Source organism: Rubripirellula lacrimiformis (genome assembly GCF_007741535.1).
Taxonomy (GTDB): domain Bacteria; phylum Planctomycetota; class Planctomycetia; order Pirellulales; family Pirellulaceae; genus Rubripirellula; species Rubripirellula lacrimiformis.
Genome location: NZ_CP036525.1, coordinates 7,230,865 through 7,255,745, shown reverse-complemented (window position 1 = coordinate 7,255,745; position 24,881 = coordinate 7,230,865). Strand labels below are relative to the sequence as shown.

General features: G+C 55.0%; 23 protein-coding genes. 12 read left to right on the top strand and 11 right to left on the bottom strand.

The window, feature by feature from the left end; all coding sequences use genetic code 11:
• Together K227x_RS25320 and K227x_RS25315 are read right to left on the bottom strand one after the other, a co-directional pair.
• Nucleotides 1–2,292, bottom strand: coding sequence for a M56 family metallopeptidase (locus tag K227x_RS25320; RefSeq protein WP_145174575.1), 2,292 nt, complete (start codon nt 2,290–2,292; stop codon nt 1–3).
• On the bottom strand, nt 2,289–2,672 hold the full coding sequence (locus tag K227x_RS25315; protein ID WP_145174572.1) for a BlaI/MecI/CopY family transcriptional regulator: 384 nt from the start codon (nt 2,670–2,672) through the stop codon (nt 2,289–2,291). The genes K227x_RS25320 and K227x_RS25315 overlap by 4 nt, the downstream gene beginning before the upstream one ends.
• Before the next feature lie 499 nt (nt 2,673–3,171).
• Between K227x_RS25315 and K227x_RS25310 the strand changes: the two genes are divergently transcribed.
• The 4 genes from K227x_RS25310 to K227x_RS25295 all read left to right on the top strand — a co-directional run bounded on the left by K227x_RS25310 (nt 3,172) and on the right by K227x_RS25295 (nt 7,603).
• Nucleotides 3,172–5,016, top strand: a complete 1,845-nt coding sequence (locus tag K227x_RS25310; RefSeq protein WP_145174569.1) for an SLC13 family permease — start codon at nt 3,172–3,174, stop codon at nt 5,014–5,016.
• Nucleotides 5,017–5,275: 259 nt separating this feature from the next.
• Nucleotides 5,276–5,542 carry a hypothetical protein gene (locus K227x_RS25305; protein WP_145174567.1) on the top strand — a complete coding sequence of 89 codons (267 nt, stop codon included), beginning with the start codon at nt 5,276–5,278 and terminating at the stop codon, nt 5,540–5,542.
• A 463-nt stretch (nt 5,543–6,005) separates the two neighbouring features.
• A complete protein-coding gene (locus tag K227x_RS25300; RefSeq protein ID WP_145174564.1) occupies nt 6,006–6,878 on the top strand; it encodes a universal stress protein in 873 nt (290 codons plus the stop codon).
• 515 nt (nt 6,879–7,393) lie between these two features.
• Entirely contained in the window at nt 7,394–7,603 is a 210-nt protein-coding gene (locus tag K227x_RS25295) for a hypothetical protein (RefSeq protein WP_145174561.1), read from the top strand.
• 75 nt (nt 7,604–7,678) lie between these two features.
• Here K227x_RS25295 and K227x_RS25290 read toward each other — a convergent pair whose 3' ends face one another.
• The gene (locus tag K227x_RS25290; protein WP_145174558.1) at nt 7,679–8,617 is read right to left on the bottom strand and encodes a coiled-coil domain-containing protein; all 939 of its coding nucleotides are present in this window, start codon (nt 8,615–8,617) and stop codon (nt 7,679–7,681) included.
• A 693-nt stretch (nt 8,618–9,310) separates the two neighbouring features.
• On the opposite strand from K227x_RS25290, the gene K227x_RS25285 reads away from it, so the two are divergent.
• Nucleotides 9,311–10,645, top strand: a complete 1,335-nt coding sequence (locus K227x_RS25285) for a hypothetical protein (RefSeq protein WP_145174555.1) — start codon at nt 9,311–9,313, stop codon at nt 10,643–10,645.
• A 767-nt stretch (nt 10,646–11,412) separates the two neighbouring features.
• Here K227x_RS25285 and K227x_RS25275 read toward each other — a convergent pair.
• Nucleotides 11,413–11,682 (bottom strand): hypothetical protein, encoded by a 270-nt coding sequence (locus tag K227x_RS25275; RefSeq protein ID WP_145174549.1) that lies wholly within the window; start codon nt 11,680–11,682, stop codon nt 11,413–11,415.
• Between the two features lie 508 nt (nt 11,683–12,190).
• Entirely contained in the window at nt 12,191–12,871 is a 681-nt protein-coding gene (locus K227x_RS25270) for a DUF1990 domain-containing protein (RefSeq protein ID WP_246146239.1), read from the bottom strand.
• A gap of 442 nt (nt 12,872–13,313) precedes the next feature.
• Between K227x_RS25270 and K227x_RS25265 the strand changes: the two genes are divergently transcribed.
• The 4 genes from K227x_RS25265 to K227x_RS25250 are packed head-to-tail and all read left to right on the top strand — an operon-like array spanning nt 13,314 to nt 16,608.
• On the top strand, nt 13,314–14,372 hold the full coding sequence (locus tag K227x_RS25265) for an NAD-dependent epimerase/dehydratase family protein (RefSeq protein ID WP_145174544.1): 1,059 nt from the start codon (nt 13,314–13,316) through the stop codon (nt 14,370–14,372).
• The gene (locus K227x_RS25260) at nt 14,369–14,980 is read left to right on the top strand and encodes a vitamin K epoxide reductase family protein (protein WP_145174540.1); all 612 of its coding nucleotides are present in this window, start codon (nt 14,369–14,371) and stop codon (nt 14,978–14,980) included. Before K227x_RS25265 ends, K227x_RS25260 begins: the two co-directional genes overlap by 4 nt.
• Nucleotides 14,980–15,327, top strand: a complete 348-nt coding sequence (locus K227x_RS25255; protein ID WP_145174537.1) for an SPW repeat domain-containing protein — start codon at nt 14,980–14,982, stop codon at nt 15,325–15,327. Before K227x_RS25260 ends, K227x_RS25255 begins: the two co-directional genes overlap by 1 nt.
• 60 nt (nt 15,328–15,387) lie before the next feature.
• On the top strand, nt 15,388–16,608 hold the full coding sequence (locus tag K227x_RS25250) for a hypothetical protein (RefSeq protein WP_246146237.1): 1,221 nt from the start codon (nt 15,388–15,390) through the stop codon (nt 16,606–16,608).
• Nucleotides 16,609–16,651: 43 nt separating this feature from the next.
• Here K227x_RS25250 and K227x_RS25245 read toward each other — a convergent pair whose 3' ends face one another.
• Both K227x_RS25245 and K227x_RS25240 read right to left on the bottom strand, forming a co-directional pair.
• Nucleotides 16,652–16,834, bottom strand: coding sequence for a YqaE/Pmp3 family membrane protein (locus K227x_RS25245; RefSeq protein WP_145174531.1), 183 nt, complete (start codon nt 16,832–16,834; stop codon nt 16,652–16,654).
• A gap of 28 nt (nt 16,835–16,862) precedes the next feature.
• A complete protein-coding gene (locus K227x_RS25240; RefSeq protein ID WP_218933518.1) occupies nt 16,863–17,396 on the bottom strand; it encodes a DUF1269 domain-containing protein in 534 nt (177 codons plus the stop codon).
• 192 nt (nt 17,397–17,588) lie between these two features.
• On the opposite strand from K227x_RS25240, the gene K227x_RS25235 reads away from it, so the two are divergent.
• Nucleotides 17,589–18,194: a DedA family protein gene (locus K227x_RS25235; RefSeq protein WP_145174525.1), complete on the top strand. Its 606-nt coding sequence runs from the start codon at nt 17,589–17,591 to the stop codon at nt 18,192–18,194.
• Nucleotides 18,195–18,757: 563 nt separating this feature from the next.
• Here K227x_RS25235 and K227x_RS30875 read toward each other — a convergent pair.
• A complete protein-coding gene (locus tag K227x_RS30875; RefSeq protein ID WP_218933517.1) occupies nt 18,758–19,057 on the bottom strand; it encodes a hypothetical protein in 300 nt (99 codons plus the stop codon).
• Nucleotides 19,058–19,410: 353 nt separating this feature from the next.
• Between K227x_RS30875 and K227x_RS25230 the strand changes: the two genes are divergently transcribed.
• On the top strand, nt 19,411–19,590 hold the full coding sequence (locus K227x_RS25230; RefSeq protein ID WP_145174522.1) for a YqaE/Pmp3 family membrane protein: 180 nt from the start codon (nt 19,411–19,413) through the stop codon (nt 19,588–19,590).
• A gap of 116 nt (nt 19,591–19,706) precedes the next feature.
• Complete coding sequence (locus tag K227x_RS25225) at nt 19,707–20,741, top strand: YheT family hydrolase (RefSeq protein WP_145174519.1); 1,035 nt, start codon at nt 19,707–19,709, stop codon at nt 20,739–20,741.
• 39 nt (nt 20,742–20,780) lie between these two features.
• Here the strand turns inward: K227x_RS25225 and K227x_RS25220 are convergent, their stop codons facing one another.
• The 3 genes from K227x_RS25220 to K227x_RS25210 all read right to left on the bottom strand — a co-directional run bounded on the left by K227x_RS25220 (nt 20,781) and on the right by K227x_RS25210 (nt 24,545).
• Nucleotides 20,781–21,644, bottom strand: coding sequence for a DUF1206 domain-containing protein (locus K227x_RS25220; RefSeq protein WP_145174517.1), 864 nt, complete (start codon nt 21,642–21,644; stop codon nt 20,781–20,783).
• A gap of 98 nt (nt 21,645–21,742) precedes the next feature.
• Nucleotides 21,743–23,131, bottom strand: a complete 1,389-nt coding sequence (locus tag K227x_RS25215; protein ID WP_145174515.1) for a phospholipase D-like domain-containing protein — start codon at nt 23,129–23,131, stop codon at nt 21,743–21,745.
• A gap of 259 nt (nt 23,132–23,390) precedes the next feature.
• A complete protein-coding gene (locus K227x_RS25210; RefSeq protein WP_145174512.1) occupies nt 23,391–24,545 on the bottom strand; it encodes a baeRF3 domain-containing protein in 1,155 nt (384 codons plus the stop codon).
• Between the last annotated feature and the right edge of the window lie 336 nt (nt 24,546–24,881).

Genomic DNA, 24,881 nt, shown 5'->3' with positions numbered 1-24,881 from the left:
CTATTCCAGATTCACGTCAGTCGAAACCAGCGAAGCAAGGACCATTCCCAGCGAAGGGATTTCGATCTCCGATCGAATCGAGACATACGGCAAACCGCCCTCCTCGATCTTAGGTTCAACGACCATGTGATCAAGGAATTGGCCAAGGGACTTTAAACTCATGTGTCTAAGTTGCGGATCGTCGACTTCCATGTCCACCTTGCCCTTGCTATTCACAAAATGCTCTCTTGCGATCTGGATGAGCGTCCGAACATCGGAAAAGATGATCTCCTGGCGGGCTTCATCGGCGGCACTGATGTGCACACGGAGACCAAGTCGCGTCCCGTGTTCATTGATATCCAGACCCATCGCAAAGGTTTCGAACGTGTGAAGCATACGGTGTACGATGCGACCACAATCCGACTCGGCCCCTGTTCGACCACCGGAATTGTAAGTCTCTGGGATTTGGATTTCTTCGTTGGTGCACGCAATCGTCAACAAACCTCCCCTGACTTGATCAAAGGGTATTGCCCACTGCGAAGGATTGATTTGTGGTTTTCGGCGAACACTTTTGAGAAACTCACTCGAACGTTTTTCAATTTCTTCCTTCCCGGCAAAGCTCCGAACGCAACTTCCGATGCAAACGGTCGAGGGATCACGCTGCTTTATGAAAAATGAAGTAGGCCCCATGGCCGGAATGATTGGCAGCTCCAGATACGTTTCCTCTCCCAACTGCTTTTCCACGGTCCCACGTACATGCTTCTTAATCCAGGATTCCGCATCGACTGGCTCCACAAATCGGATCCGTGTCGGGAGGCTTCCGGTACCGAACATAAGTCGCGACTCCGCATCTTCTAGCCCCTGTCGGACGGTCACTTGCGTGCTACCGTAGACAACGTCGATCAACGGTAACTCAACCTGCGGAGCTTTCTCTAGCTCAAGATAGGATTTTAGTTCGCCGGCGATCCCTTGATTGGCAATCGCAACCAGGGGAGCCAAATCCTTGTGGCTCAATAGATCCGCCACGCGAATCTCAAACATACCAACTTGGTTTTCGTCGATGTCCGCAGGATCGACACTCCGCCGCTGAAATAATCTTTCGCGTGGATCGACAGCTAATTCTGTCCGCGATGCGCGGGCAATTCTTGCTGTCGGTTCAACGGCCGGTTTGCTTTCGCCGGACGTTTCTGCCATCGGCGGCTCGGCGTACCCACGAATCGTGAACACGAACATTCCGAATGAAATCCAGGCCCCCGCGATGGCGAGTCGCATAACACCAGACATTCGTCGCAATCCGAGATCTTTCTTTCCGTACAACATATTGATCCTCCTGATCAAAAAACCTGAAAACACCGGCGAGATTCCTACACGAGCGCACCCCGTGTCCGACTGATCACGCCGCAAAGCCAAAACCGAAAGCGAGCGAATGTAAGCAGCCCTTTCGACCGCTACCGCGGCAGACACATCCGCCGTCAACTCCTGCGCCAACACCATCGAACGTACCAATTGGTGAACGAAAGGGTTGAAAAAATGAACCGCACCTGCCGCAGCGCTGATCACTCGCCATGCAAAATCTCCGTTAGCGACGTGTGCCAACTCGTGAGCCAGAACACAACGGAGTTCGGCGTCAGACCAATCACGCCAATCCGTAGGCAAGAATATTCGCGGTCGAATGCTACCGCACACTGCAGCGTTGGAGATTAAGTCCGACTCGAATAGTTTGACGGATTGGTGAACGTCCAACTTTGAGCAAAGTACCAAGAGCGATTGCAACGCTCGTTCGTCGGTCAACACGTGAGCACGCAGCGCCAGCTGCCATGTTGCAACAATGCTCATAGCAAAACGAACAAAACCAACGATTGCCCCCAGTGCGAGCAAAGCGAGTGAGAGCGAAGAGATCGTCATCGATCGATCTGCTACACAGTCAGAACGCAATCGCAACGCGACTTGTTTCATCAAGTGTGGAACATCAATCATGAGTGCGGAAGTTGGTCCGCTCGCCGACGCATTGCGCCTTTCTGTTTCTTCAGGGTGACGTGTCTGTTCGATTTCGACGAAGTAATCGCCGATCGCTACGTCCTCATCAGTTGCTGCCGACTCAATCACCAGGCATCGTGGCACCGAAAACGGAACGGCAATGGTCAGCAAGATGATGACCGCTACGATCGTGCAAGACACGGTAGACGCCATTTCCGGTCTGCGGGGAATCAGCCAGCGAGTTACCAGCGTTCCAATGGCAGCAAGAAATGTAACTTGAACGACACAGAAAATAATGGAAAGAACGGTTTGGTTCGTTAGTAGCGTGGCGATCATTCTTGTTCCTCCAACAGATTCTGAAGGAACGCCTTCTCTGAGGCGGTGAGCTTTTTCTTCCTGCCAAGCAGTTGAACCAGCATGGCTTCGCGAGACCCTTGAAAAACTCGTTTGACCAAGTCGCCGACAAAGGACTTGGAGACATCATCGAACGATCGGATGCTCACGTAGATGAACGGTCGCTCGTCGTTACTGGCCTTCAAGTACTTCTTGTCGACCAAGATGCGGATCAAGTTGGCGACGGTCACATAAGCTCGGTCGATGCCGGTCTTGGCAAGCAATTCACGGGCATCGTTTGCGGTCAATTCCCCGTGATTCCAGAACACGTGCATGACCTCGAGCTCTCGTTCGGTCAATTCGGTCGTCTTCGGCCTAGCCATCACGTCTCCGGATATTTGATGAACCAAATTTGCTTAACCAAATGTAATGAGAGTGGTGATGTCACAACAACCCCAGTTTTCCACCACGCCAGCAATAACCAGCGATCTAGGTTGTTGTGCGGCGCCGGCATGCACGGAGATGTCTGCCAATGCTCCAGCGGCTTTATTAGGTGCTTTCGCTGAGGGATTGCTGGGTGGTGCTGTGCGTCTTGATGCCCTCTCGCAATGCCCCGAATCGCATATGGCAGGCTGGAATCCTATCCCACATTTGAAGCCCGTAATCGCGACGTTTTTTTGGGGCAAAGAGTCATGGCACCTTGGTTCCTGCCCTCGCAGGAATCCTTGGTCGTTTCAATGACATTCCGCAGCAAGCGTCGAGCGTGTCGGGATCGCTGACGAAATGATTGCAGGTTCCGTAGGGAGTCTCTTGTTTCGGTGATGTCGTCGAGACCTGCGGGGACGCTTACAGAACCGTAGGGATGCGGCTAACATCATCCAGATGAATACTGAAATCTGGATCGTGACTGGCGTCTTGCTGGCGACAATCATCGCCTTCGTATTGGACCGTTTTCGGCTAGACGTGGTCGCGTTCGTTTCGATGTTGGCACTTCTGCTGACTGGCATCCTGACACCGGCCGAAGCAACGGCAGGGTTCTCGAACTCGCTGGTCCTGATGATCGCAGGACTCTTTGTCGTCGGTGGAGCGATCCTGGAATCCGGGGTCGCTGATCTTGCAGGCAGGTGGTTGGGCCGGCTTGGCGGCACGTCCACCATCCAGCTAACCGTGACCGTGATGATCGCAAGCGCGTTGTTGTCGGCTTTCCTGAGTTCAACTGGGACCGTGGCGGTCATGTTGCCGGTCGTCCTAAGCCTTGGCCGTCGCGCCGAGGTCTCGCCAACAAAGCTGCTGATCCCGCTTGCGTTTGGCGCTTCGTTAGGAGGCATGCTGACGCTGATTGGTACCCCGCCAAACATGGTCGTCAATCAGGAACTGCGGGACGCTGGGCTCGATGTCTTCGGCTTCTTTTCCTTTGCGCCCGCTGGGATTTTGATGCTGACCGTGGGCATCGTGTTCATGAGTACGATTGGCACACGCCTGCTCCCGACACAACGAACAGGTGCTCGAGACCTTGCGCGTGATCAAGGGTTCGTATCCCGTCCAGAACTGATGCGCACGTATGGCGTCGACGGTCAGATTCGCGAGGTCAGGGTCCCGGACGGGTCAAAGTTTGCCGGGCGAACGCTGCGAGAACTCGGACTTCGCACCACTTTTCACGTCAATGTGCTCGCCGTTTCCACACCAACCGCGCCGGGAGCAGCATCGCGAGGCCCCGTGGTGCGAAAATGCGATCCTGACACACTTCTGCTTCCCGGTGACACCCTGTTCGTCAAAGCATCCAGCGAAGACGCCATCGCAAATTTGGTCCGGGAAGGGCAGATGGAACTGATGCCATCACCGACGGCGTTGCCCCGAGAAGTGCATCTGGCTGAACTGATCATTCCGCCACGGTCGGAGTTCATTGGCCGAACGGTACGGGACGTGGATTTCTTTCGGATTTACGGAGCGATGGTGCTTTCGCTGCAGGACGGGATCCAGCCGGTTAGCACTCGGACATCGGATACTCCATTGGGCCCAGGCGACACGATGTTGGTCGCGGCAAACCTAAGCGCGTTGAACAGGTTGCGGAAGTCGCGAAGCAACGTCTTGTTGGTCAGCGAGCAGGAAGAAGATGGCGAGGCACCGCTTGCTCCTGCTGCCTGGTGGGTTGTCGTCATCCTGCTTGGGATGCTGATCGCGATGAGTACCGGCATGGTGGCGAATGTGACCGCCGTTCTTGTCGCTGCCACGTTGATGGTGTTTACCGGTGCGTTTCGTGGATCGAACGTTTACCAGAGCATCAACTGGGAAAGCATTGTCATGATCGCTTCTGTCATGCCGCTTGCAACTGCACTGGAAAAGACTGGAACGCTTGACTTGGTCGTTGATACGATTGTGGAAAGCCCGGGGCTAACAAGTCCGCCCATCCTTCTGTTGCTGCTGTTCGTGGTCACGTCGCTGCTGAGCCAAGCGATCTCGAACACCGCGACCAGCGTGCTAGTCGCTCCACTCGCACTACAGCTTGCCCAGCAGGTGGGAGTTTCTCCCTATCCATTGCTGATGGGCGTTGCGCTGGCTGCGTCAACGGCATTTGCCACACCGGTCGCGTCGCCGATCAACGCGTTGGTCGCCGGAGCGGGGAACTATCGCTTTGGTGACTTTCTAAAAGTAGGCGTGCCGCTGCAACTGCTGATTCTGGTTGCGACACTCGCCATCGTGCCGCTTCTCTTTCCGTTTAACCCATAACGGCTACCTGCCGACCGATCGAACTCGCATCGCCAGCCGCGCGCGTCAGAAGTTCCAAAGCGTCAACTGGAGTTGTCGCATGGCGCCAGCGGTGACGCTTGCACGTCGTAAACTCGAGGCTGCAGACGCGAAATGCGTGATTTTTCGGCATTGGCCCGTGCATTGCATCACCGTCTCGGTAACGAAACGCAACGAACCTTTGGTTCCCCCATCTCGCCAAAGTACTGGACGCTTCTCGCCTGCTCTGGAGACTCACGTCATGATTCCTGTCCTGATCGCTCAGCCAGATTCGACGAGACCGGATCGCCAGGAACATAAGCCTTCCGACCAAAGCGTTGAACTGTCGTTCGAAGAACAAATGCAACGGTTCGAGGAAGAACGCGCCGATGAGGAACGCTTCGTTTTCAAGGTCGTGTTGACGATGCTTTGGGTGCTCGTCATCCCCGCCATTGCGATGCTGCTGTTCATGGCGTTGTATCCCGAGTCGTTTCAGTATGAAATCGTTCCTGTACAAGACATCCTGTAGTAGGAATGCAGGGGGGGGGGACTTGTCGGGTTGGGTGCCGAGCATAGGGGGAAACGATCGATAGGCGAATCGCATCACGCGATCGTAGACCGGAATGCGATCGACGACTGGGTAGGTGATCTGGACCTCGTCACCGCCTTGAAGCTTCCGACGCCTGCAAAGTAAACTGCGGCATGAGACGAATCAAAAGTGCTTTCGTCGCTACCGATGCGCGGCTGGTGAATCGTTGTACCCTTTCCAAGTCCGCGAAGCTCGCGAAGAAAGGCGACGCTTTTTTGAAAATGGTTGATGTGGTGCCGCAGTAATTCTGGGCGGTTCGTCTGTCGTTAAGCGATCGCTAGCACTTGAGTGGATTGATGATCCGAGGAAAGCAAGAGCGACTTGAGGCATTGGCGGATCCGCTGTGCGTCGATGGATCGACGCGACGACAAAAGTGCTCAACCGCTCTCGAGAGGAGTAGGGAATGAAGACCATTGTCGTTGCGACTGATTTTTCGGAACGCTCGGACCGTGCGATCCGTCGCGCGGAGTTGCTGGCGCGTGAATTTGGATCCAAGCTCCACTTGGTTCACGTCGTCGATGACGATCAACCCCATCTGATCGTGCAGGCGCAGCGAGACGCTTCCGACAAGCTTCTTGAGGAACTGACGCAAACTCTGCAGGAGATCGACGGGGTGCAGTGCGACTTTCGTGTTGTCCTCGGTGATCCGTTTATCGGAATCACGCAGGCAGCACGAAATCTCGGTGCTGATCTGATCGTCATCGGTCCGCATCGTCGGCAGCTGTTGCGAGATATTTTGATCGGGACAACCGCCGAACGAACGATACGAACTGCAGACCGGCCCGTCTTGTTGGCCAACGGTATTCCGACAGGCTCCTACCGTCGAGCGATCGTCGCGACGGATCTGTCCGCCTATTCGGAAAGAACGTTCCGCACCGCCCAATCACTTGGGCTACTCGATCGGCTGAATGTCTCTCTGCTGCATGTGTTCAGCGACCCTGGGACTCCTCTGATGAGCCGCGCGTCCTTAAGCGATGATGAGAAACAGTCGTACCTCGTTGGCGTTCGAAACCGCGCGGGCAAAGAGATTGCTTCATTCATGGAAAGGATCAATGCCAACGGAATGTCGACGATTCTGAAACCTGCCACTGCCGGCATCGCTGAAACGATCTGCGAGACAGCCAATGCGTTTTCGGCCGAATTGATTGTCGTTGGGACGTGCGGTCGATCGATGATTGCCCGAGCACTGATGGGAAGTGTGACGGAAGGCGTTTTGCGAGACTCTGGCCAAGATGTGCTCGCGATACCGCCATCGCAAAACGCCGCTGTATCCTAGTCGCGTCAGCAGAATCGGTGGGTTGGATTGGGCTCGGTAATCTTTCCGGGGTCGGTGATACGGGGCGAATTCGATCGTGTCGTAGGATTTGAAGCCGTAGGCATTTTCTCAATGCCAGCTTGGCCCTATTGTTCATGCCTTCGACGCTGCGGCTGCTTGCTTCCAAGCAAGTACGATTGAAAACACAGGCCACTGGCACGTACTGGATGGTGCACGGTCGTTCTTGCTTGGTGTGGGCATTCCGCTGCTTGGTTCGTTGACCACGGATGTTAAATTGTCATGCATTGCAACTACGCGGTACGACTTTGGCTTTGTCCAGCAAAAGTACCAGGTCACGAAGGGGGCATCGCAATAGGAGGGCACGCGGAGTCACCAGCCGCGCGGCGGTGGGAATCAACTTCGTTCGCCGCGGAACGGTGAAACCAGGCCGTATCCGCCTGAAATTCAAACTGTTCTTCTTGGCTGTTCGTCCGCACAACGGCAAGCACACAATCCTTCTTAGACGAGTCATCGCAATGCAAACAGTTTTGGGAATCGCAATGATCGTCATCGGGCTGCTAATGTCTGCCGGTGGCCTCACGAAATCTGAGTTCATTGTGTATCGCGTTTTAGCTCTTCGTTCACGCCCTCTATGGGGCGACAAGGTGCACCTGTTTTACATGGTTTCGGGACTGATGGTCGCTGCGTTTGGCGTGTTGTTTGCCCTTGGAGTCGTTGGCCAATAGCGGTCCGCGTCGCTTCGATGGCAGCATACGGAACGGTTCGCGATGACGGTTCATTTTCGGCGTCAGGTCGGGTGATTACGCAGCTTCGATCAAGTCTCTTTTGCGTTCGGCAAGCGTGTTGATTTCTGAGCGAACGGTTTCCAGGCGGCTTTCGCACTGACGAAGTGCCGTTTTCACACGAGAGATGGTTTGGCAGCATTCGGCTTTTGCCTTCTGGATTTTTGACTGGACGATCCAATCAGAAATCAGGCCATCAAAAAAGTAGTCTGCAAACTTCGAGAATCCATCGATCTTCAGTGACAGCTGAAGACGCTGGTCAGCATCCGCAAGTTCTTCTTCAAATCGAAGCAGTTGTCGTTGTGCAATTCTGGCTTGATTTTTGGCAGCATCCATTTTCGAGTGCTTGGCCATCGTGGTCAGCAATCCGCCACCGAACATGTCCAGTGCGCCCCAGGTGGCGGCGGACGCGAGTGTGGCTTGGATCTTTTCAACCGACCTGAGTGCCGACTGTCCTGCCTCGGCGGCTTCAACAAGTTCTTTCTGGTCTGCCGTCAAATCAGCGATCTGATGCGTGAGCTCAATCAGCGTGCTCGCTATTTCGCTCTCGTTGGCAGCGAGGTGTCCTGCCTTCTCGGCAAGCACCTGTTCGTATTGGGCGTCCGCATTTTCCAGCTGCGATAATGCTTCTTTCAAGCGTATCGCTTCATCGCCAAGGTCGTTGGCGGTATCGACGGCTTGGTCGTATTGCAGCTTGGCTGCGACAAGTTCTTGCCGCTCCTTTTCCAGCCTCTGTTGTTTGCTGCCAAGCAGTGCATGGAACAAACCGGTGATGGTCATTCCTTCCAGCGCATCCACATCCGACTGTTCTTTCGCAAGGATGCGTTGAAGCTTGGTTCGCTTGCTCTTTGCTGCTGCAAGCGAGTTTTGGGTAGAACGCAGCATCGAATCAAGCTTGTTCTTTTGGCGCAAATTGGATTTCGCAATCGCGAGCCGCTGATTGAAGTCGTCTAGCATTCAGGCTTCCTTGGGTTCAAGCGAGGCCAGGCTGCGCAGGCCGACAAACAATCGACGTTGACGCTCGACCTTCCTGCAAACTAGGCGTCATCCATCAGCGGACAGGGCGCACCTAAGCGTGGTCATTGCAGAATTGTCTTCACTTTCCCCCGATCAATCGCTCCGTGCGTCGTGCGAATCGACTGCGGATCGCCCGGGGAGCCCGTCTAGTTTTAATGGCTCCAGGTGTCCTGCTTCAGGCGAATCAGAAGTGATCGCCACTTTTATGAGTCCTGGAACCTTTTTCTGTTCCGTGGGAAAGGTGCGATCGTTGCCGCCGAAAGCAATTTGGGCGCAACGGCAGCGGATATCGTCTATCATCGGACTGTGGAGATCACCGGTCTTCGGCGTCCAGAAAGCGCAGGCACCGTCGATCCAAAGCGGAATGGATTGGCCTGCATTGCCGCCTTGCTCGATGATCACGCAGGGGGCGGGTAGCCGTCCGATGTAACGGAGTTTCGGCGTCCGCTTGATTTGACAGTTCGAAACACAGCGTCCGAGGGCCGTGTGACCACCACCGCCGCCGCTCGACTGAAGTCAAATATCAACACAAGGGTCATGGTATGAAGACGAACTTTGCGATTGCTGTTGCTGCGACGACGGTGTTCGCACTTGGTGCTGCGGTATTTGCACCATTGGATCCGTCGATCGTAAGTGCCCGCGACGATCCATTCAGTGATGGGGATGACGGTCCTTTCGGGACTGGGCCAATCGGCGATCCGTTCGGTGATGGGGATGACGGTCCATTCGGGACTGGGCCAATCGACGATCCGTTCGGTGATGGGGATGACGGTCCATTCGGGACTGGGCCAATCGGCGATCCGTTCAGTGATGGGGATGACGGGCCTTTCGGCACTGGGCCAATCGGCGATCCGTTTGGTGATGGGGATGACGGTCCATTCGGGACTGGGCCAATCGACGATCCGTTTGGTGATGGGGATGACGGTCCATTCGGGACTGGGCCAATCGACGATCCGTTCGGTGATGGGGATGACGGTCCATTCGGGACTGGGCCAATCGGCGATCCGTTCAGTGATGGGGATGACGGTCCATTCGGGACTGGGCCAATCGACGATCCGTTCAGTGATGGGGATGACGGTCCATTCGGGACTGGGCCAATCGGCGATCCGTTCAGTGATGGGGATGACGGTCCATTCGGGACTGGGCCAATCGACGATCCGTTCAGTGATGGGGATGACGGTCCATTCGGGACTGGGCCAATCGGCGATCCGTTCAGTGATGGGGATGACGGTCCATTCGGGACTGGGCCAATCCGCGATCCGTTTGGTGATGGGGATGACGGTCCTTTCGGGACTGGGCCAATCGGCGATCCGTTCAGTGATGGGGATGACGGTCCATTCGGGACTGGGCCAATCGGCGATCCGTTTGGTGATGGGGATGACGGTCCATTCGGGACTGGGCCAATCGGCGATCCGTTCAGTGATGGGGATGACGGTCCATTCGGGACTGGGCCAATCGACGATCCGTTCAGTGATGGGGATGACGGTCCATTCGGGACTGGGCCAATCGGCGATCCGTTCAGTGATGGGGATGACGGTCCATTCGGGACTGGGCCAATCGACGATCCGTTCAGTGATGGGGATGACGGTCCATTCGGGACTGGGCCAATCGACGATCCGTTCAGTGATGGGGATGACGGGCCTTTCGGCACTGGGCCAATCGGCGATCCGTTCAGTGATGGGGATGACGGTCCTTTCGGTACTGGGCCAATCGACGATCCGTTTGGTGGTGGGGATGACGGTCCTTTCGGTACTGGGCCAATCGACGATCCGTTTGGTGGTGCGGTTCGCGACCCGTTTGGCGGGTAGTCAAGACGTGCAACGGAGGGCGGCATCCTGTGTCTGCAAATCGAAAATCAACTGTCCGTCCTCGGTGATGGCTGCCGTTAGCCGAATCAATGCAGCATCACTGGTGGGCACATGGCGAATCTTATGTGCCGCCAGCCGAGCAGTCGGCATCCAGCGTTAGATTTACATCTGGCTGTGCGATCTCGCGTCTCGCGACCTGCAACTGCGTTGATCGTCATGGCGTCGGTCCAGTCGGTCTTCGTGGCGATTTTCTTGGTATCCGCTGTGGTGGTCGCCGTCCGTGGCGGTTCGGTTTCTGGCGACGAGGTGGAGCTTGCGATTGGCTGCTTTCAGTTCGAATCAGATCCGGGGCTCGTTCTGCAGGATTGCTGCACGTGTTCGAAAGTGAATCCACTTCCGCGATTGAGCAAAGAGGTGAGATTCTAATCGCGACGCCTATTGATCACTCGTTGCCTGAATCCTGCACAGCCTCTGCGGGCCCGGCGGCAATGGACTTGGACTCGGCTTGGGCCAAGGCTCGGTTGGCGGAATCGGCCTAGGCCGCGGGTCTGGCATCGGCTGTGGTGGTTTCACAGGAGTAGCATGCATTGAACGTTCCACAGAGTGATGTGTGTCGTTGGCTACTGATTCTGATTCCGGAGCTTCGTCAGAACAACACGGAATAGAACACCTAGAACCAAACCGACGATTATTTGGATCGCGAGCCCGACTGCGTCAATCACTGCCTCAACAACTGCCAATGCCGTGATTGAGCGGAAGTGATTGACAGGAAGTCGGTTCGCCATTTCGCTACCCAGTGGGCACTTCGCGAAGGGATGGCGTTTCGACGTGGTGGGATTCGCCAGAACTCCTAAGCACGAGGAAGTCTGGCGGATCCCACTACGGTGATATCGAGAGGGCTTGTTCCCTGCCGCTACAAAGTGCCCCCTACTCGTCTTTGGGAAGGGTCACATCGACATCCGGTACCGAAACCGATTCTTCCTCCATCACAACCTTGGGAACCATCACCTTTTTCTCTTCCATCGACGCATCCACATCGGGAGCATCAACATCGTAGGCAGGCAGTTGGCCGGCAGTGCCATCGACATCCACATCCACATCGGGCAACGCACCTTCGCGAGTCTGCTCAACATCGCAACCGGCGGTGCCAAACGTCAGAAGTGCAGCGAACGCGACGGGGTAAGTTAGCTTTAACATTTGAAATCCTTGCTTGGTCTTTGGGCGCCGACAACCACCAGTGACCGATACTTGATTGAACCTGTGCCGACGAGTTAACCAGCACGCAAAAGCTGCGCCAAAACGCTCGATATTTGGTGCTGGCCGTGCAAAGCGATCGTCGATCGTCGATTTTCGCTTTTCCTCACAGCAGTGTGGGCGATAGGAAGCCACGGTGATTCCAAACCGTGCAGCGAGCCGCTTGGGATTTTTTCGCGGCATCGCGCGATCTGTCTGCTAAGGAGAAGGGAGACCATCGGATTTCCCTCCGATTAGAGTTGAGCGCACAGGAGCTTTGGCGAGTTTCCCGAACAGCGACTGGCTAGCTTATTCGACAACGGAAGCGCGACATGAGTATTTGCCGGCGAAAGCAAGTCGGCGCCGACGCATCGAGTTGTGAAATTCAGCTCGAATCGAACTCTCGACCAGATGGCTGAATCGTTACCCGATGAAAGCATTTTTCGGCCTGGAGAGTTTTTCGTTCAGTGCATCACTTGGGTCGCTGAGATAAGCGGTGATGCGAATCCGTCTGCATGGTGATAAAGCGATGCGACCATGGCAGAGAACCCATCGAATCAATCTTCAAGGCAGTCGAGCTCTGGACGCAGCACCGCATCGCGTCTGTCGACTGGCGTCGAAACTGATTGAAGCGATATCGGAAGTAGGGCCACGCTAGACGGGCGGACAAGTAATTGGGCCGGAAGAATGCTGTGATGCGGTACGTCACGATATTGTCCGCACCGCAAAGGATCTCGAACCGTTCTTCTCCCTGTTCGGGATGTCCAGGCAGCGTGCCAAACGAGTATCCGAAGCGATTGCTTGACGGCGAGTCTTCGTCGAAGACATCAATGATACGACAAGCCGCCAATGCCCAGACGCCGGGAACGCGGGCGCAAATCGCGATATGTTCTCCTTCGCGGATGGACGTTGTCGTTGGCAAAGCTTCTGCCCATCCGACGTCGAAGTGTTTCCAGGCCAACATTGCGGACCTCGCTGCTTGGAAATCGCACGCTCGATAGCCAATCTCTTCCTCGACTCGATTGTGGTCGTAACCACTGGGCAGTACTTCTCTTTCGGTTCCTCCGACATCTGGATAGCTAAAATCGAGTTTCGATTGCTGGTGTAGGAATCGAGCAATGTCGTCGGATGTGGGTTTGGTGAGCGACAGCAAATTAAGTACCCTCCCTTTTTTGCTGGGTAGCCAACAAAATCGACAATTCAACCTTTTCCAGGACCTGTGACTCCTTACGAACAAGGTGTCGATCGGCGGTGTTGTTCTTTGGTTCATGCACGCTGCTTACCACGGTCGTACGATCGGGCGTTTGTTGAGGGATTTCACAGCGATATTCATGCCACCTAGCGGTTGAAACTTCCTATTTTCGTATGGCTTGGCGGGGGTGGGTCGGATTCGAGTACTACCAGCTGTGATGGTCGCTTGCCGTGACAGCTCCAGCATTCCTCGCTCGGCGATGTTCAGTCTGGAGATTCGCCAGACTTCCCCGCGAAAAGCAACTTTGGCAAATCCCCTGATGCATCGATTGCAGGCGTTGTCGTCGGCATAGAAATTGCTTCGGTCATCCTCGACGCACCTTTGACTCGATGTGGAAAAAACAATGTCTGTGAATCGACCCGCCGTCATCGTCACCGGTAGCTCTGGGTTGCTCGGTCGTCCCGTTTGCACTTCTCTGACTGAGCTTGGATACCAGGTCCTGGGCTTTGACCGTGTCGGATGGCCGGAGCCACCCAAAGAGCACGACTATGTTCGTGACATCGAATGTGATGTTACCGATTCGATCTCGGTTCGAGCTGCGATGCAAAAGGTTCATCAGTTGACTGGCGGAAAACTGGCGAGCGTCGTTCACATGGCGGCGTATTACGATTTTTCGGGTCAGGACAGCGATCTGTATCAGCAGGTCACAATCAACGGAACCGATCGGCTGCTCAACGAGCTCGAAGATTTTCAAGTGGATCAGTTTGCGTTCACCAGCACGACATTGGTCCACGGACCCTGCAAAATCGGCGAACACATCAGCGAAGATGACCCGTTAGAAGCAAAGTGGCCTTACCCGCAAAGCAAAATCGAAACCGAACGGTTGATCCGTGACGGTCATCCCAGCGTACGTTCGGTTTTCCTCCGCATCGCCGGTATCTACACCGACTACGGACGCCAACCCACACTGGTCCAACAGATCAAGCGAATCTACGAAAAAGATTTTCAGGGACGTTTTTTTCCAGGCGATACTGATGCTGGCCAGTCCGTCGTTCACCTCGATGACGCGGTCGACGCGATCGTGCGAACGGTCCAGCGACGTGATTCAATCGAATCGAAGACGGCGATCCTGATTGGAGAAGCTGAGCCGGTTTCGTATCAAGTTTTGCAGGATTTGATTGGGCAGCAATTGCACGGCGAGGAGTGGACGACTTTTTACGTCCCCAAGCTACTCGCAAAAGTCGGGGCGGCTGTCACTGACACGCTGTCGGGCGGCGATGCGTTTATCAAACCGTTCATGGTCAACATGGCCGACGATCACTACGCGTTCGATGTCTCACGTGCAAAGGAACTGCTTGACTGGGAACCAGAACACAGGCTCGATCAAGCAATTGCAAGAATGACTCAGGCTTTGAAAGACGATCCTGATCAGTGGTATCGCAAGAACGGGTTGCAGACATGATTGATCTCGATGCTCACGTTCCTCCTTACAAACACAATCCGTCGGCGTGGAGTCAGCGAATTCCGATTTGTCTGCTGGCGTTCGTTGCGGCGGCAATTTCGACGCATCTGTCGATGTATCAGTGGGGATTGATTGAAGCCACTTGGGACCCTGTGTTTGGTCAGGGCAGCAATCGCGTCTTGAAATCCGACACCGCCAAAACAATGTATGGAATCTTGGGGATCCACGATGCTGCACTCGGCGTGATCGCTTATCTGGGCGATGCGATCCTTGGATTTGCCGGGTCAACACGCCGTTGGCAATACCGACCGTGGCTGGTGATCCTGTTCGGCATTGACGTGATTCCCCTGGGGATCGTCAGCGTAGTTTTGGTGCTGTGTCAGGCGTTCATCGTTGGCGATTGGTGTTTTCTGTGCTTGATCACCGCGTCCATCTCTTTGATTTTGGTGTACTGGGCATGGGACGAGGTCCGAGCTTCGTTGGCGTACTTGAGGCTAGTCTGGACCCAAAATCGCGACAAGGGGCTGCTGTGGCGGGCATTTTGGGGATACCACGATGAAGCAATCGAGCGGGCTGCTGAAACTTTACTGGCTCGGGAGGTAGATTGATGTGGGGACGAGTGGTTGAAATCATGACGGCGGTTTGGCTGGCATCGAGCCCCTGGATCTTTCGCGCGTCGTCGGACCCATCGTTGATGTGGGGAGACCTAGGAATAAGCCTGTTGATCGCCTCGCTGGCAGGGCTTTCGTATTGGCGACCTACTCGGCATGCTCACCTGCTGATTTTGTTCGTTGCTGTTGGCTTGATCACCTGGGGACGACTCGCGGGGACGCCGCCGCCGTCTGCTCATCAAAATCACATTGTCGTCGGACTGTTTTTGTTAATGATGGCGCTGATTCCGAACGACGCATCCAACCCTCCCGAAGCGTGGAGTAAGTTTCCGAAGAAACTGTAGTGGGGTGGCCAGAATTCCTTCGAGCTTCGGGGAATCAGGAATTTCGACGCCTCCCTTCCCGTGACCAGCACCACTATGAAATCGATTCAATCGCAACCGCTCATCGAAATCGGCATCATCATTGCAGGATTGCTTGATGAAGTCGATGAACAGGCCACGAGTCTCGCAGTTCAGAGCACGCGAAACTTTCTACTGAACCACTTCCCCGACTTCGAGTTCGACCTGTTCATCGTCCGCCGTCCCGAGCTAGTAGACGCGAATGTCGTGCAACCGAGCGTTTTGCTACAGCGGGCTGTTGAAGAACGAGACTTTCGGCATTGGGACTACTCGTTCGTGCTGACTTCGGCTGATCTCGATCGCTACTACGCCGCTCACTGCTCCGCGGCACTCAGCCGCCCCCTCGATGCGGCAGTCATCTCTTTTTCGTTGATTGATCCCGTCGCGGTAGGGGAATCCATGGACGAAACATTGCGGGTGCAGCGGGTTGCGTACCGGTTGAGCCGTTTGATGCTGCATTCGCTTTCGCACTTGTCTGGACTCGGTCCGAGCGATGATCCAACCAATCTGATGTCGCATCCTGCCGATGCGAAAGATCTCGACGCGATGGAAACGCTGGCCGCGAGTCAGGTCGAGCAGCAACGACTGTCGTTCACCGAGGTCGCAGACCAACGACTAGAAGAAATCAGTGGACATCGACTCAGTGGACCCGCGTTTGCGATGCGTGCCGGTTGGATCAACCGCCGCGAGATCATCGAAGCGATTGTCGCGGCGCGTCCTTGGCAGTTCCCGCGACGCCTGAGCGGTTTGACTCTCGCATCGGTGTCAACGGTTGCCGTCTTGCTGATGACGGCGGAAGCCTGGGATTTAGCGTTGTCTGAAAGTTGGCTATGCATCGTATTGTTGACGACTGCGGCTTGGCTGTTGACGACCGGCTACGTCATCGTTCGCCAGCAATTGTTGGTTCGCCATGGGCGTCGTCCAAGCGAGCAGTCTATCGTCACGGCCGCTTCCGCAATTGGAATCGTGGTGGGGGGAATGGTCGTAACGTGGTTGTGGTTGTGCTTTCTTGGTCTGACCGTCAGCAGTTCCTTGTTCGGGTCCAGCCTGATTGCCTCCTGGGCCGCGTCGTCCGACCTTTCGCCGAATGATGTGACCGTGCTGCTAAAGATGAAGATGAGTTTGTTCAGCGCGTCGATCGGTTTGCTGATCGGAGCACTTGGGGCGAGTTTCGAGTCGCAACATTACTTCCGCCACATTATCTTTGTGGACGAGGAGGTGTGACCGGGTAATTCAACCATCGAAGAACAAAGCCGTCATGCAAAAGCTATTCAAGTTTCGCCAAGCCCGGTGGGCGAGAAGCCATGATGTAGACCGCGTGCAGGATGCCCGGTACGAACCCCAATAGCGTCAACAAGCAGTTGAGCCAAAAGTGTTTGTCAATGCCGAATTGCATGTAGACCGAAACGGGCGGCAGGATGAATGCGATGAGGATGCGGATGAAGTTCATGGCCGGGTTCCTGTTGGAAAGGTTTGCGTCACGTCGATTCGCCAACGCGTCCGTCGCGGACATATGCCGAAAGGGACTTAGGATCGGTTGCGTTTAATGTTGTTCTTGCTTCGCTTAGCCTGCGCTGGTCGACGTCGTGAACAATCACCAGTACGGAGCCTGACTTCACGCGTTGCTGGTAGTCAGCGGTCGTATCTTGCTCGACGCCCCAGCTTTCCATGTCAAACAAGCCGCCGACAGCGGCACCGATCGCCATCCCAAGTAACGGTCCAGCGATGATGAATGGACCCACCAGCGTCCCAGCGGCGATCGGCGCGGCGACCGTTCCGCCGATGAGCATGCCCAGCGACGTGCTGCGACCCTCGGGGGCCGAGGCAGAATGTTGCTCCGATTGCTCGTGCGGGTCTTTCCGCGGCAAGTCCTTCAGATAAGCTGCGGCTGGATCATCTGCGTTTGCAACGACGGAAACTTGATTGAGCGTGAACCCACACTTCTCAAGGACTTCCAAGGCAAGTTTCGCAGCGGCACTGGTATCGTATTCAGCGATCAAACACTTCGACATGATGTTGCTCCCTATGTTGAGTACGACTCCGTTCAGGGCTGCAAACAACATGCCAACAAATGATGTCGAATTCAGGTTCGCTTCACCATGGTAAACGGTGGCATCGCGTTTGCGGTGGGGCAATGTATGCGGCGCGAGCGGCACTGTACTGTTTTTGATTTGAAACGCGATGTCTTTCGTTAGGATGACACGATGGATCACTGGATCCGAGACGTTCTAGAGCAATTCGGAGTGATCGGTGTCGGTGCGCTGATGCTTGCGGAGAATGTGTTTCCACCAATCCCGTCCGAAGTCGTCATGCCCTGGGCTGGCTACTCGGTCAGCCAAGGTGACGCTTCATTCTTGGCGGTTGTTGCGGCGGGCAGTACGGGGTCATTTGCCGGCGCTATGCTTTGGTACGTTGTCGGTCGGTGGATCGGGAAACAGAAGCTGTCAAGCTGGATCGAAGGGCACGGGGCTTGGCTGACGATTGCTCCGCGCGACTTGGACCGAGTTGATCAGTGGTTCGCAAGCTGGGGTTCGACTGCGGTGCTGGTGTGCCGGTTGATCCCTGGACTAAGAACTTTGATCAGCGTGCCAGCCGGATTCGCGGAAATGCCGCTGGGTCGATTCGCAGCGTTCACTGCGATCGGAACGGTGCTGTGGACGACACTATTGGCGGGCATCGGTTACTGGCTCGGCGACAACTATGGGGATCTTGCCGGACCGCTCGGGTGGATAAGCACGTTCGTCATCGTCGTGACGGTCGGATGGTGGCTCGTTCGTTTGACGCAGCAGCGGGCGCGGCGAACGCAGTAGAGCTCGCCAGAGTCCCCTCTCAGGCTCGCTTCTGACAGAAGAATATGGCGAGTTCGACTCTCGTAGCGAAACGGTATTGGTGGGTGCGAGGCCAGTCTGGTGGGTTTCCCGTCACGGACAGGTTGCTGCTGTCGAGGCCATGCGTTGCAGATCAGCAACGAGCGATCAATAAGTGTCGAGATTAAAGTCATTTCGCCCCCGCCGTGTAGCGGTTTGTGGGATAGAGAGTTCGTTCGACTTTCGCAGTTTTAGGCAGCCAGTGACAGCAGGACTCGGAGGGGCTTGATTGTTTTCTCGACAGCCCGCTGCGGGTCGCCGGCTAAGAAAATCGTTTTGCACACGTTCGCCAGTGAATCCTGGCGTAGATTCGCAAGGATGTCAGCGAACGAAGCGTGCTGCATGCCTCGCCCGCCGCCTAGATGCTCCACCACCACGACTTTGGCTTCACGCTCGGGTGACCTGCACGTGGGTGGGAATCTGGTCGAGCATTCGACCTCCGGTGTACGCCGAATCGCCGATGAAATGCAACGATTTGCCGGCCGCATGTTCCGACAGAACGCTGCTCATGAGGAGCTTTGGCAGGCATCTCGGTGCGTGCCGACACCGTATACCTTCAGTCCCGTCTTGTGGACCAACGTATCATTGACTACGAGATCGAACATTTTCAGACCAACTTGGTCGATCGGCCACCGTGCGATGGCGAAGAGTCGGTGGTAGGCACTGTGGTGCTTGGTTAGTTCAGTGGCCCGCAACGCTCCTAGAATGATTCTTCGAGGCGCAACAATCCATCTGGTGATGAGCTGCCGAAATGATTCGGCAATAGGCTCGATCATCGCGGCAGGAAAGACTTGCAGAAGTGGCATGGAAGATGTTGCAATGTTCATAAAATGCGAGGGGCGTAGGCAAATGAGTTTGTTTCCAGCGATCTAGGCGGATCCTATGCGGGTATCGAGAACACCGAAAGTATCGTTGTGTTCGTTGTTGTCTTGGCAACTTCTCTCCTCGTAGGCGGCGCATTGCAAGCGGGATTGCGAGCAGCCATGCGTAGCAACCCGCCCCGAAATGCTGTGTCGCATGAATTGGCGCGACACTTGCACTGGTTCCGTCTCGAGCGCTCGCTGGTGTGAAGCTTGCAATGCTTTTCATCCCGCTACTCACTTCAGGGACTCTGACGAATCCCAGTGCGTCAACGAATACGATCTAAAAAGGAAAAATCATGTCCACCGCAGTTAACAATAAAAATACTCTGCTGAAGGTGCTTCTTGCTGTCTTGCTCCCGCCACTGGCTGTCTTTATGGACAAGGGCATGGGAACGCAGTTCATCCTGAACATTGTTTTGACTCTGGTCGGATTCTGGGTTGTCGGAGTCATCCACGCGTTGATTGTGGTTCTATAGGACTGCTGTCTTAACGATTAGTCAAAGGACTCCGTTACCTTCAGTCTGGTAAGTGGGCCGGTTGTTTCGTTCCGCTAGAAGGAACTTTGGTAGGTCCTGCAACGAAAGCAACGGTTATGTCCGACCGGTTAACAAGCCGCTTTGCAATTGAGAATTTCGAATGGCTAGATCCGTTTGAACCATCGCGGCTTTGGGTTGGTGGGACTCTGCAAACACTTTCGATCAAGTCACTGCGCCCAGGGCTTGATATTGACACCCACCAAGGTTGTGAGCCATTCGAAATTTCTGGTGACCAGACACCGCCGGACGTGATGAGCGGCTACTATTTGCCGACTCTGGGCAGAACGAACCGCCCTACCACCATTTTGTTGCACGGCATGGGTGGGCACGCACGAAGCGGGTACATGCGAAGCATGGCAGAGCGACTGATCCAGGCTGGCTATCCAGTGGTCCTCTGGAATAACCGTGGGGCTGGCAGTTCTGCTCGCAATTGCAGTCGCTTTCATCATCCCGGATATACAGACGATCTGAATCACCTAGTTGAATTTGTACAGAGTGAACGACCACAGTGGACCCGGCATGGCCTCAACGCAGTCGCTTTCTCGCTCGGTGCGAACGTATTGTTGCGATACTTGGCAGAAAAGGGTTCTGACTCGCCGATCACTGCTGCCGCAAGTGTCTCCGCACCGCTGGATATGGAGGTCACCTCGAGAAACCTCCGGTGTGGACTAAACCGTATGTTCGATCGGTACCTGCTGAAGAAGCAACGAGACGAGCTGCTACGTGAAGGCGCCGAGCTTTCCAATGATGAACGAGCGGCAATTAAGAAGGCGGGTTCAGTTTGGGAGCTTGATGATACATTCACGGCACCTCATCTCGGTTACGAGGAAGCGCAGCAATTCTACCGCGAGAACTCAGCGATCTATGTGCTCGATAAAATCCGCACACAAACGCTTCTATTTCATGCGTCAGATGACCCTGTAGTCGATGACGAAGTCTTCACCGGGCGCGAGTGGTCAGCCGGCGGTCCACTTTATCCGGCACTTGCCGAATCGGGTGGACACACTGGATTTTTAGATCGCAATGGTGCCCGATGGCACGAACGGGCATGTGTCCGATTTTTTGATTGCATGAGTGAGCGTTCTTCGTAGCAGACGGCCGCAGGGCATCCGGTTCTTTACGCGAATGCTTCATTTGCCAACATTGAACCGGCGATACCAGCCCAGCAGGAGCATGTGAACCGCATAGCACACCAGGCCGAATCCAGCAATTCCTATCAATACCTTTCCAAATGGTTGTGCCGCAATCGCCGCCAGAGCGTCACTCATGCCCGCGACCTCGCCATTCGCCGTTCCGCGAATTGCCGAGCGCAGGATGAAGCCGCCGATGATGGCAAACGCAACCCCGCGGGTGCTCAGGCCAGCACGCCCTGCGTACAACGCAAACTGTCTCGCCGATTCGCTCATCCGGCCAAAGTCGTACTGCTCCATGAACTTCGCTTGATAGGCCTTGTAAATGAAATAAATCGCGACTCCGATCGTGACTGCACCGGCCATGCCCAAACCGACTCGGCCCCAAGTGGAATCAAGAATGGAGCTCGAACCTCCATTGGATCCACCGCTGAAGCCTAGTGCGAGTGAACCAGCGAAGACGCCGAGCGACAAATAGGCGATACCGCTGATCATGTAACCCAGACGTTTGGTGATCCCTTTGGCATCGGTCCCCACGCCCTCGGTGTCCTTGCCGGCTTGGACCCAACGCCAGGTTGTGTAACCAAGCAAACCAATAGCGACCATGCCCAACATCACACGACCGAACGGTTGCTCGCCAATTTGCCGGACGGCTTCACGTGATCCTGAAACTTCGCCGCCCGCGCCAATAGCCAGCATGAAAGCCAATGCACCGATGATTCCGTAAACGATTCCCTTCGCGATATGCCCGGCGCGACCAAGCGGCTCGACCCACGATTGGACTTCGGGGAGCGACTTGGTTTCAAAGCCCCGCCAAGAATTGTTGTTGGATGAATGCGTCGTTGTCGCGGTTGTCGTTGTCATCGTAGAATTCCCGCTTTTTAGTTCGTGCCGTTTGTTGTCGTGAGATTCGCCAGGGTTCTTGTTGACGAAGTGCTGATAAGGAATTCTGGCGAATCCCACTACAATTCCTCTCCGAAGATTCGTGTCATCACGCCTAGGAATTTGCGCTTCCAATTATCTTCCTTCGGTCCATTCACGCAGCGGCTAGCCAGTGTCTCGAACCAGTCGGCCACGTCGTCAATCTTCTTTTCATTGAAGATGCCAACGACCAGTTCGTAATTGAGAAAGAAGCTTCGCATGTCAAAATTGGCCGACCCGGCGTAGACGACTTCGCGATCGACGAGCAGCATCTTTGCGTGAACCATCTGGTCCGGAAAACGATGTAGCTGAGCACCTAGTTCGTCGAGGTCGGTTACATAGTCGCGCCTCGCGTAATCCGCTGGCCACATATCGGATTCATTCGGATAGATGATTCGCACGTCAACGCCCCGACGCGCAGCCATCGCTAGCGAACGCATCGCCATCGGGGGTGGCACAAAGTATGGCGTCACAATCCAGACTCGATCCTTTGCACGGCTGATTGCCGTCAACCATAGATCGTCAAGAATCTCGCGTGGCCCATCTGGCCCAACGGGAATTACTTGCAACGTCGTCTGATCGCCGTCCGAATGCGAAATTTCAGGGATGTTGTCTGTCGTACGCACAACTTCATCACCACTGGTAAAGTTCCAGTCCGATACGAAGATTGCCTCGACTTGCCTTGCGGCCGTGCCCTCGATGACCATTCCATAATCGACCCAGGTTTCGTCGTCCGGATCCTTCGTGATCTCGTATTCGACAAAGTTCGCGCCACCCAGGAACGCACGATTCCCGTCCGCGATAGCGCACTTGCGATGGTTGCGAAAGTTGAGGTAGGCGAATCGTGCAAATTTGGATATCGGTTTAAAGCGAGTCGTGTGCCCGCCCGCTTTTTGCACCCGGTTAAGCAAGTAGTCGGACAGCATGAACGCACCCACCCCGTCGACCATCAATCGAACCTCCACGCCCGCGCTGGCCTTCTCGCATAACCGATCAGTGATCTGATTGCCAATCTCGTCGTCGCATAGAATGAAGGTGTGAACGAAGAGACGTTTTTCAGCAGAGTCAATCAACGCTAGAAGTGATTGGTGCATCGATTCTGGCGAAAATTTGATCTCCAGTCGATTGTTCTTGCTGGGCCTCGGTATCCCACGGATTGTCGCAATCTCAGCGATCGAGCTTTTGACCTCTGCGTCAGGTTCGTCCGGCTTTGGCAGCACGACTGTGTCACGGTTAGCATGTTCCGCAGATATTTTCTTACCACTAAAGATCAGGAACAGGATTAGTCCGACAGGCGGCGTCAGGAGCAACAGCAGTAGCCAACCAAACTTCCCCACATTGTGCTTTTCGCGACGCCGCATCGCGGTTAACGCAACGATCGTGCAAAGGGCACCAACAAGCGTCGCGAGATAGATGTAGAGATAAAACATTAGGTTGGGATTCGCTAGAATTCCTTTTTAAGTGTTCTTAGGTCGGATGCCGAAACATGAACTGACGCGGGTGTTAGCCAGCGAACCTACGTGGACGTGTGGGTTAAGCTTAGCGAGCGACAGGAAATGCGAGCCGATGTCGACCGCTGGGCTCGGATCGTGACTGTTGAGGTACTGGCGGCTAAAGACGCCGCAGCGTAGGTGCCGCTCGCTGGCCAAGCCCGGCGAGCGGTGGAGCGTCCGCGATGATACAGGAGTCTTAGAAGCGATAGATCGCGGCAATGCGTCGATCCCCGCCATCGCTCGCGAGCTCGGCAACGGAGCCACCGGCTTGCAGTGTCTCCCGAACAGCCAGGTTGACCAACTCGGTTTCCCCGTCCTCGTGTATCTCGACTTTCCGGCTGTCTCGATCGAAGTTGCCATACTGCAGTCCAACGCTACCGATCAGCAACGTGTCGACACGCCCATTAGCGGCCTGCACGACAATATCCGCCAAGTCAGTTGACCCAGCGTTCTTCGCGATCGCGGTACCGAGCTGTTCAGTGAACGCCTCACCGGACTTTTTTAGCAATCGGTGTGACGCTTCGACAATTCGTTTTTGCAAATCTTGGTCTTCCAAACCATCGGGGCTAGCGTGAATCACTTCCACGACATCGACATCTGTTGTCGAGGTGAAATGCCCCGCGACCTCTTCGGTTGCAACGACGATAAGCGGGTGCTTCGTATTGTAGGTGACGTCGGCAACCATCCGACCGACCCGAGTCAAGTACATGTCTCGATCCGCGGCGATCTTTCCTTCGCCCTCCCCATGCCCGTGGTACATCGCCGTCGAACCACCATTGGGACCAGCCGGGCCACCGCCTTGTGTCGAGTGGGTCGAAAATTGCAATTGCTCTTCGGCATCCCGCTCAGTCACCAATTCGTCCATTTCCACGGGGAATTGTTCGTTGCATATCTCCTGCGCCGTGTGGCCCTCACACGAGAACAGTCGGGCACGTTCCCAACTCAAGGCCAACACCCGAGTGCTGCCGCCGCCGCAGCAAACGCTGGCAATTGGCAGCGTGTAGAAATGGTCGGCAACGTAGACAAGTTCATCCGGCGAGTGCCCGAGTTTGAAACGCTGATCGAAGTCCTCGCACGCAAAGAGGGCGAAACCTTCGGACTGGTTCTGCCAGAACTTCTCGTCATGTTCCAGCTTTGCAAACTCTTGAAGCCGGCCTTGTAACGTGTCACAACGGTCGCCAACTTTTTCGATTGCTTCGCTGATCAGATTTTTGAAGCGGATGGAGTTCTGTGTCGTCTCACGCCCATTTTTGTGAGTTCGCATCAACAGCGAAACGCATGTTCCCGACTCTTTGCCAATCAAATCAACAAGCTCGGTTCGCGTGCGGGGGGCGATCGTTATGGCATTCATCAGTAAAGCTCCAGCTGACGTGTTTGATTTAGTGCGATGATTCTGGGGTGCAAATACGATGCCGCTCAAATACGTAGCGGAACTCAGGCACCAGGCACCTTACGCTGTGCCGCTACTTTCAAAACTGACGCAGAATACTCTGCGGTTGTTCGTCGTCAGTTGCATCCAACGCTGTTTTCATGTCCGCTTTCAGCTTGATCTATGCAGTGCTTGTTTGAATTTCCAACTTTCTAGCGTCGTCAGCTGTCGCCATACTGATCGATTGGCGTCCAGGTGAAATTAAACCCAATGTGCATCCTGGTCATGCTTGGATCGCTGAGCGGTGTAGTTGTCAAG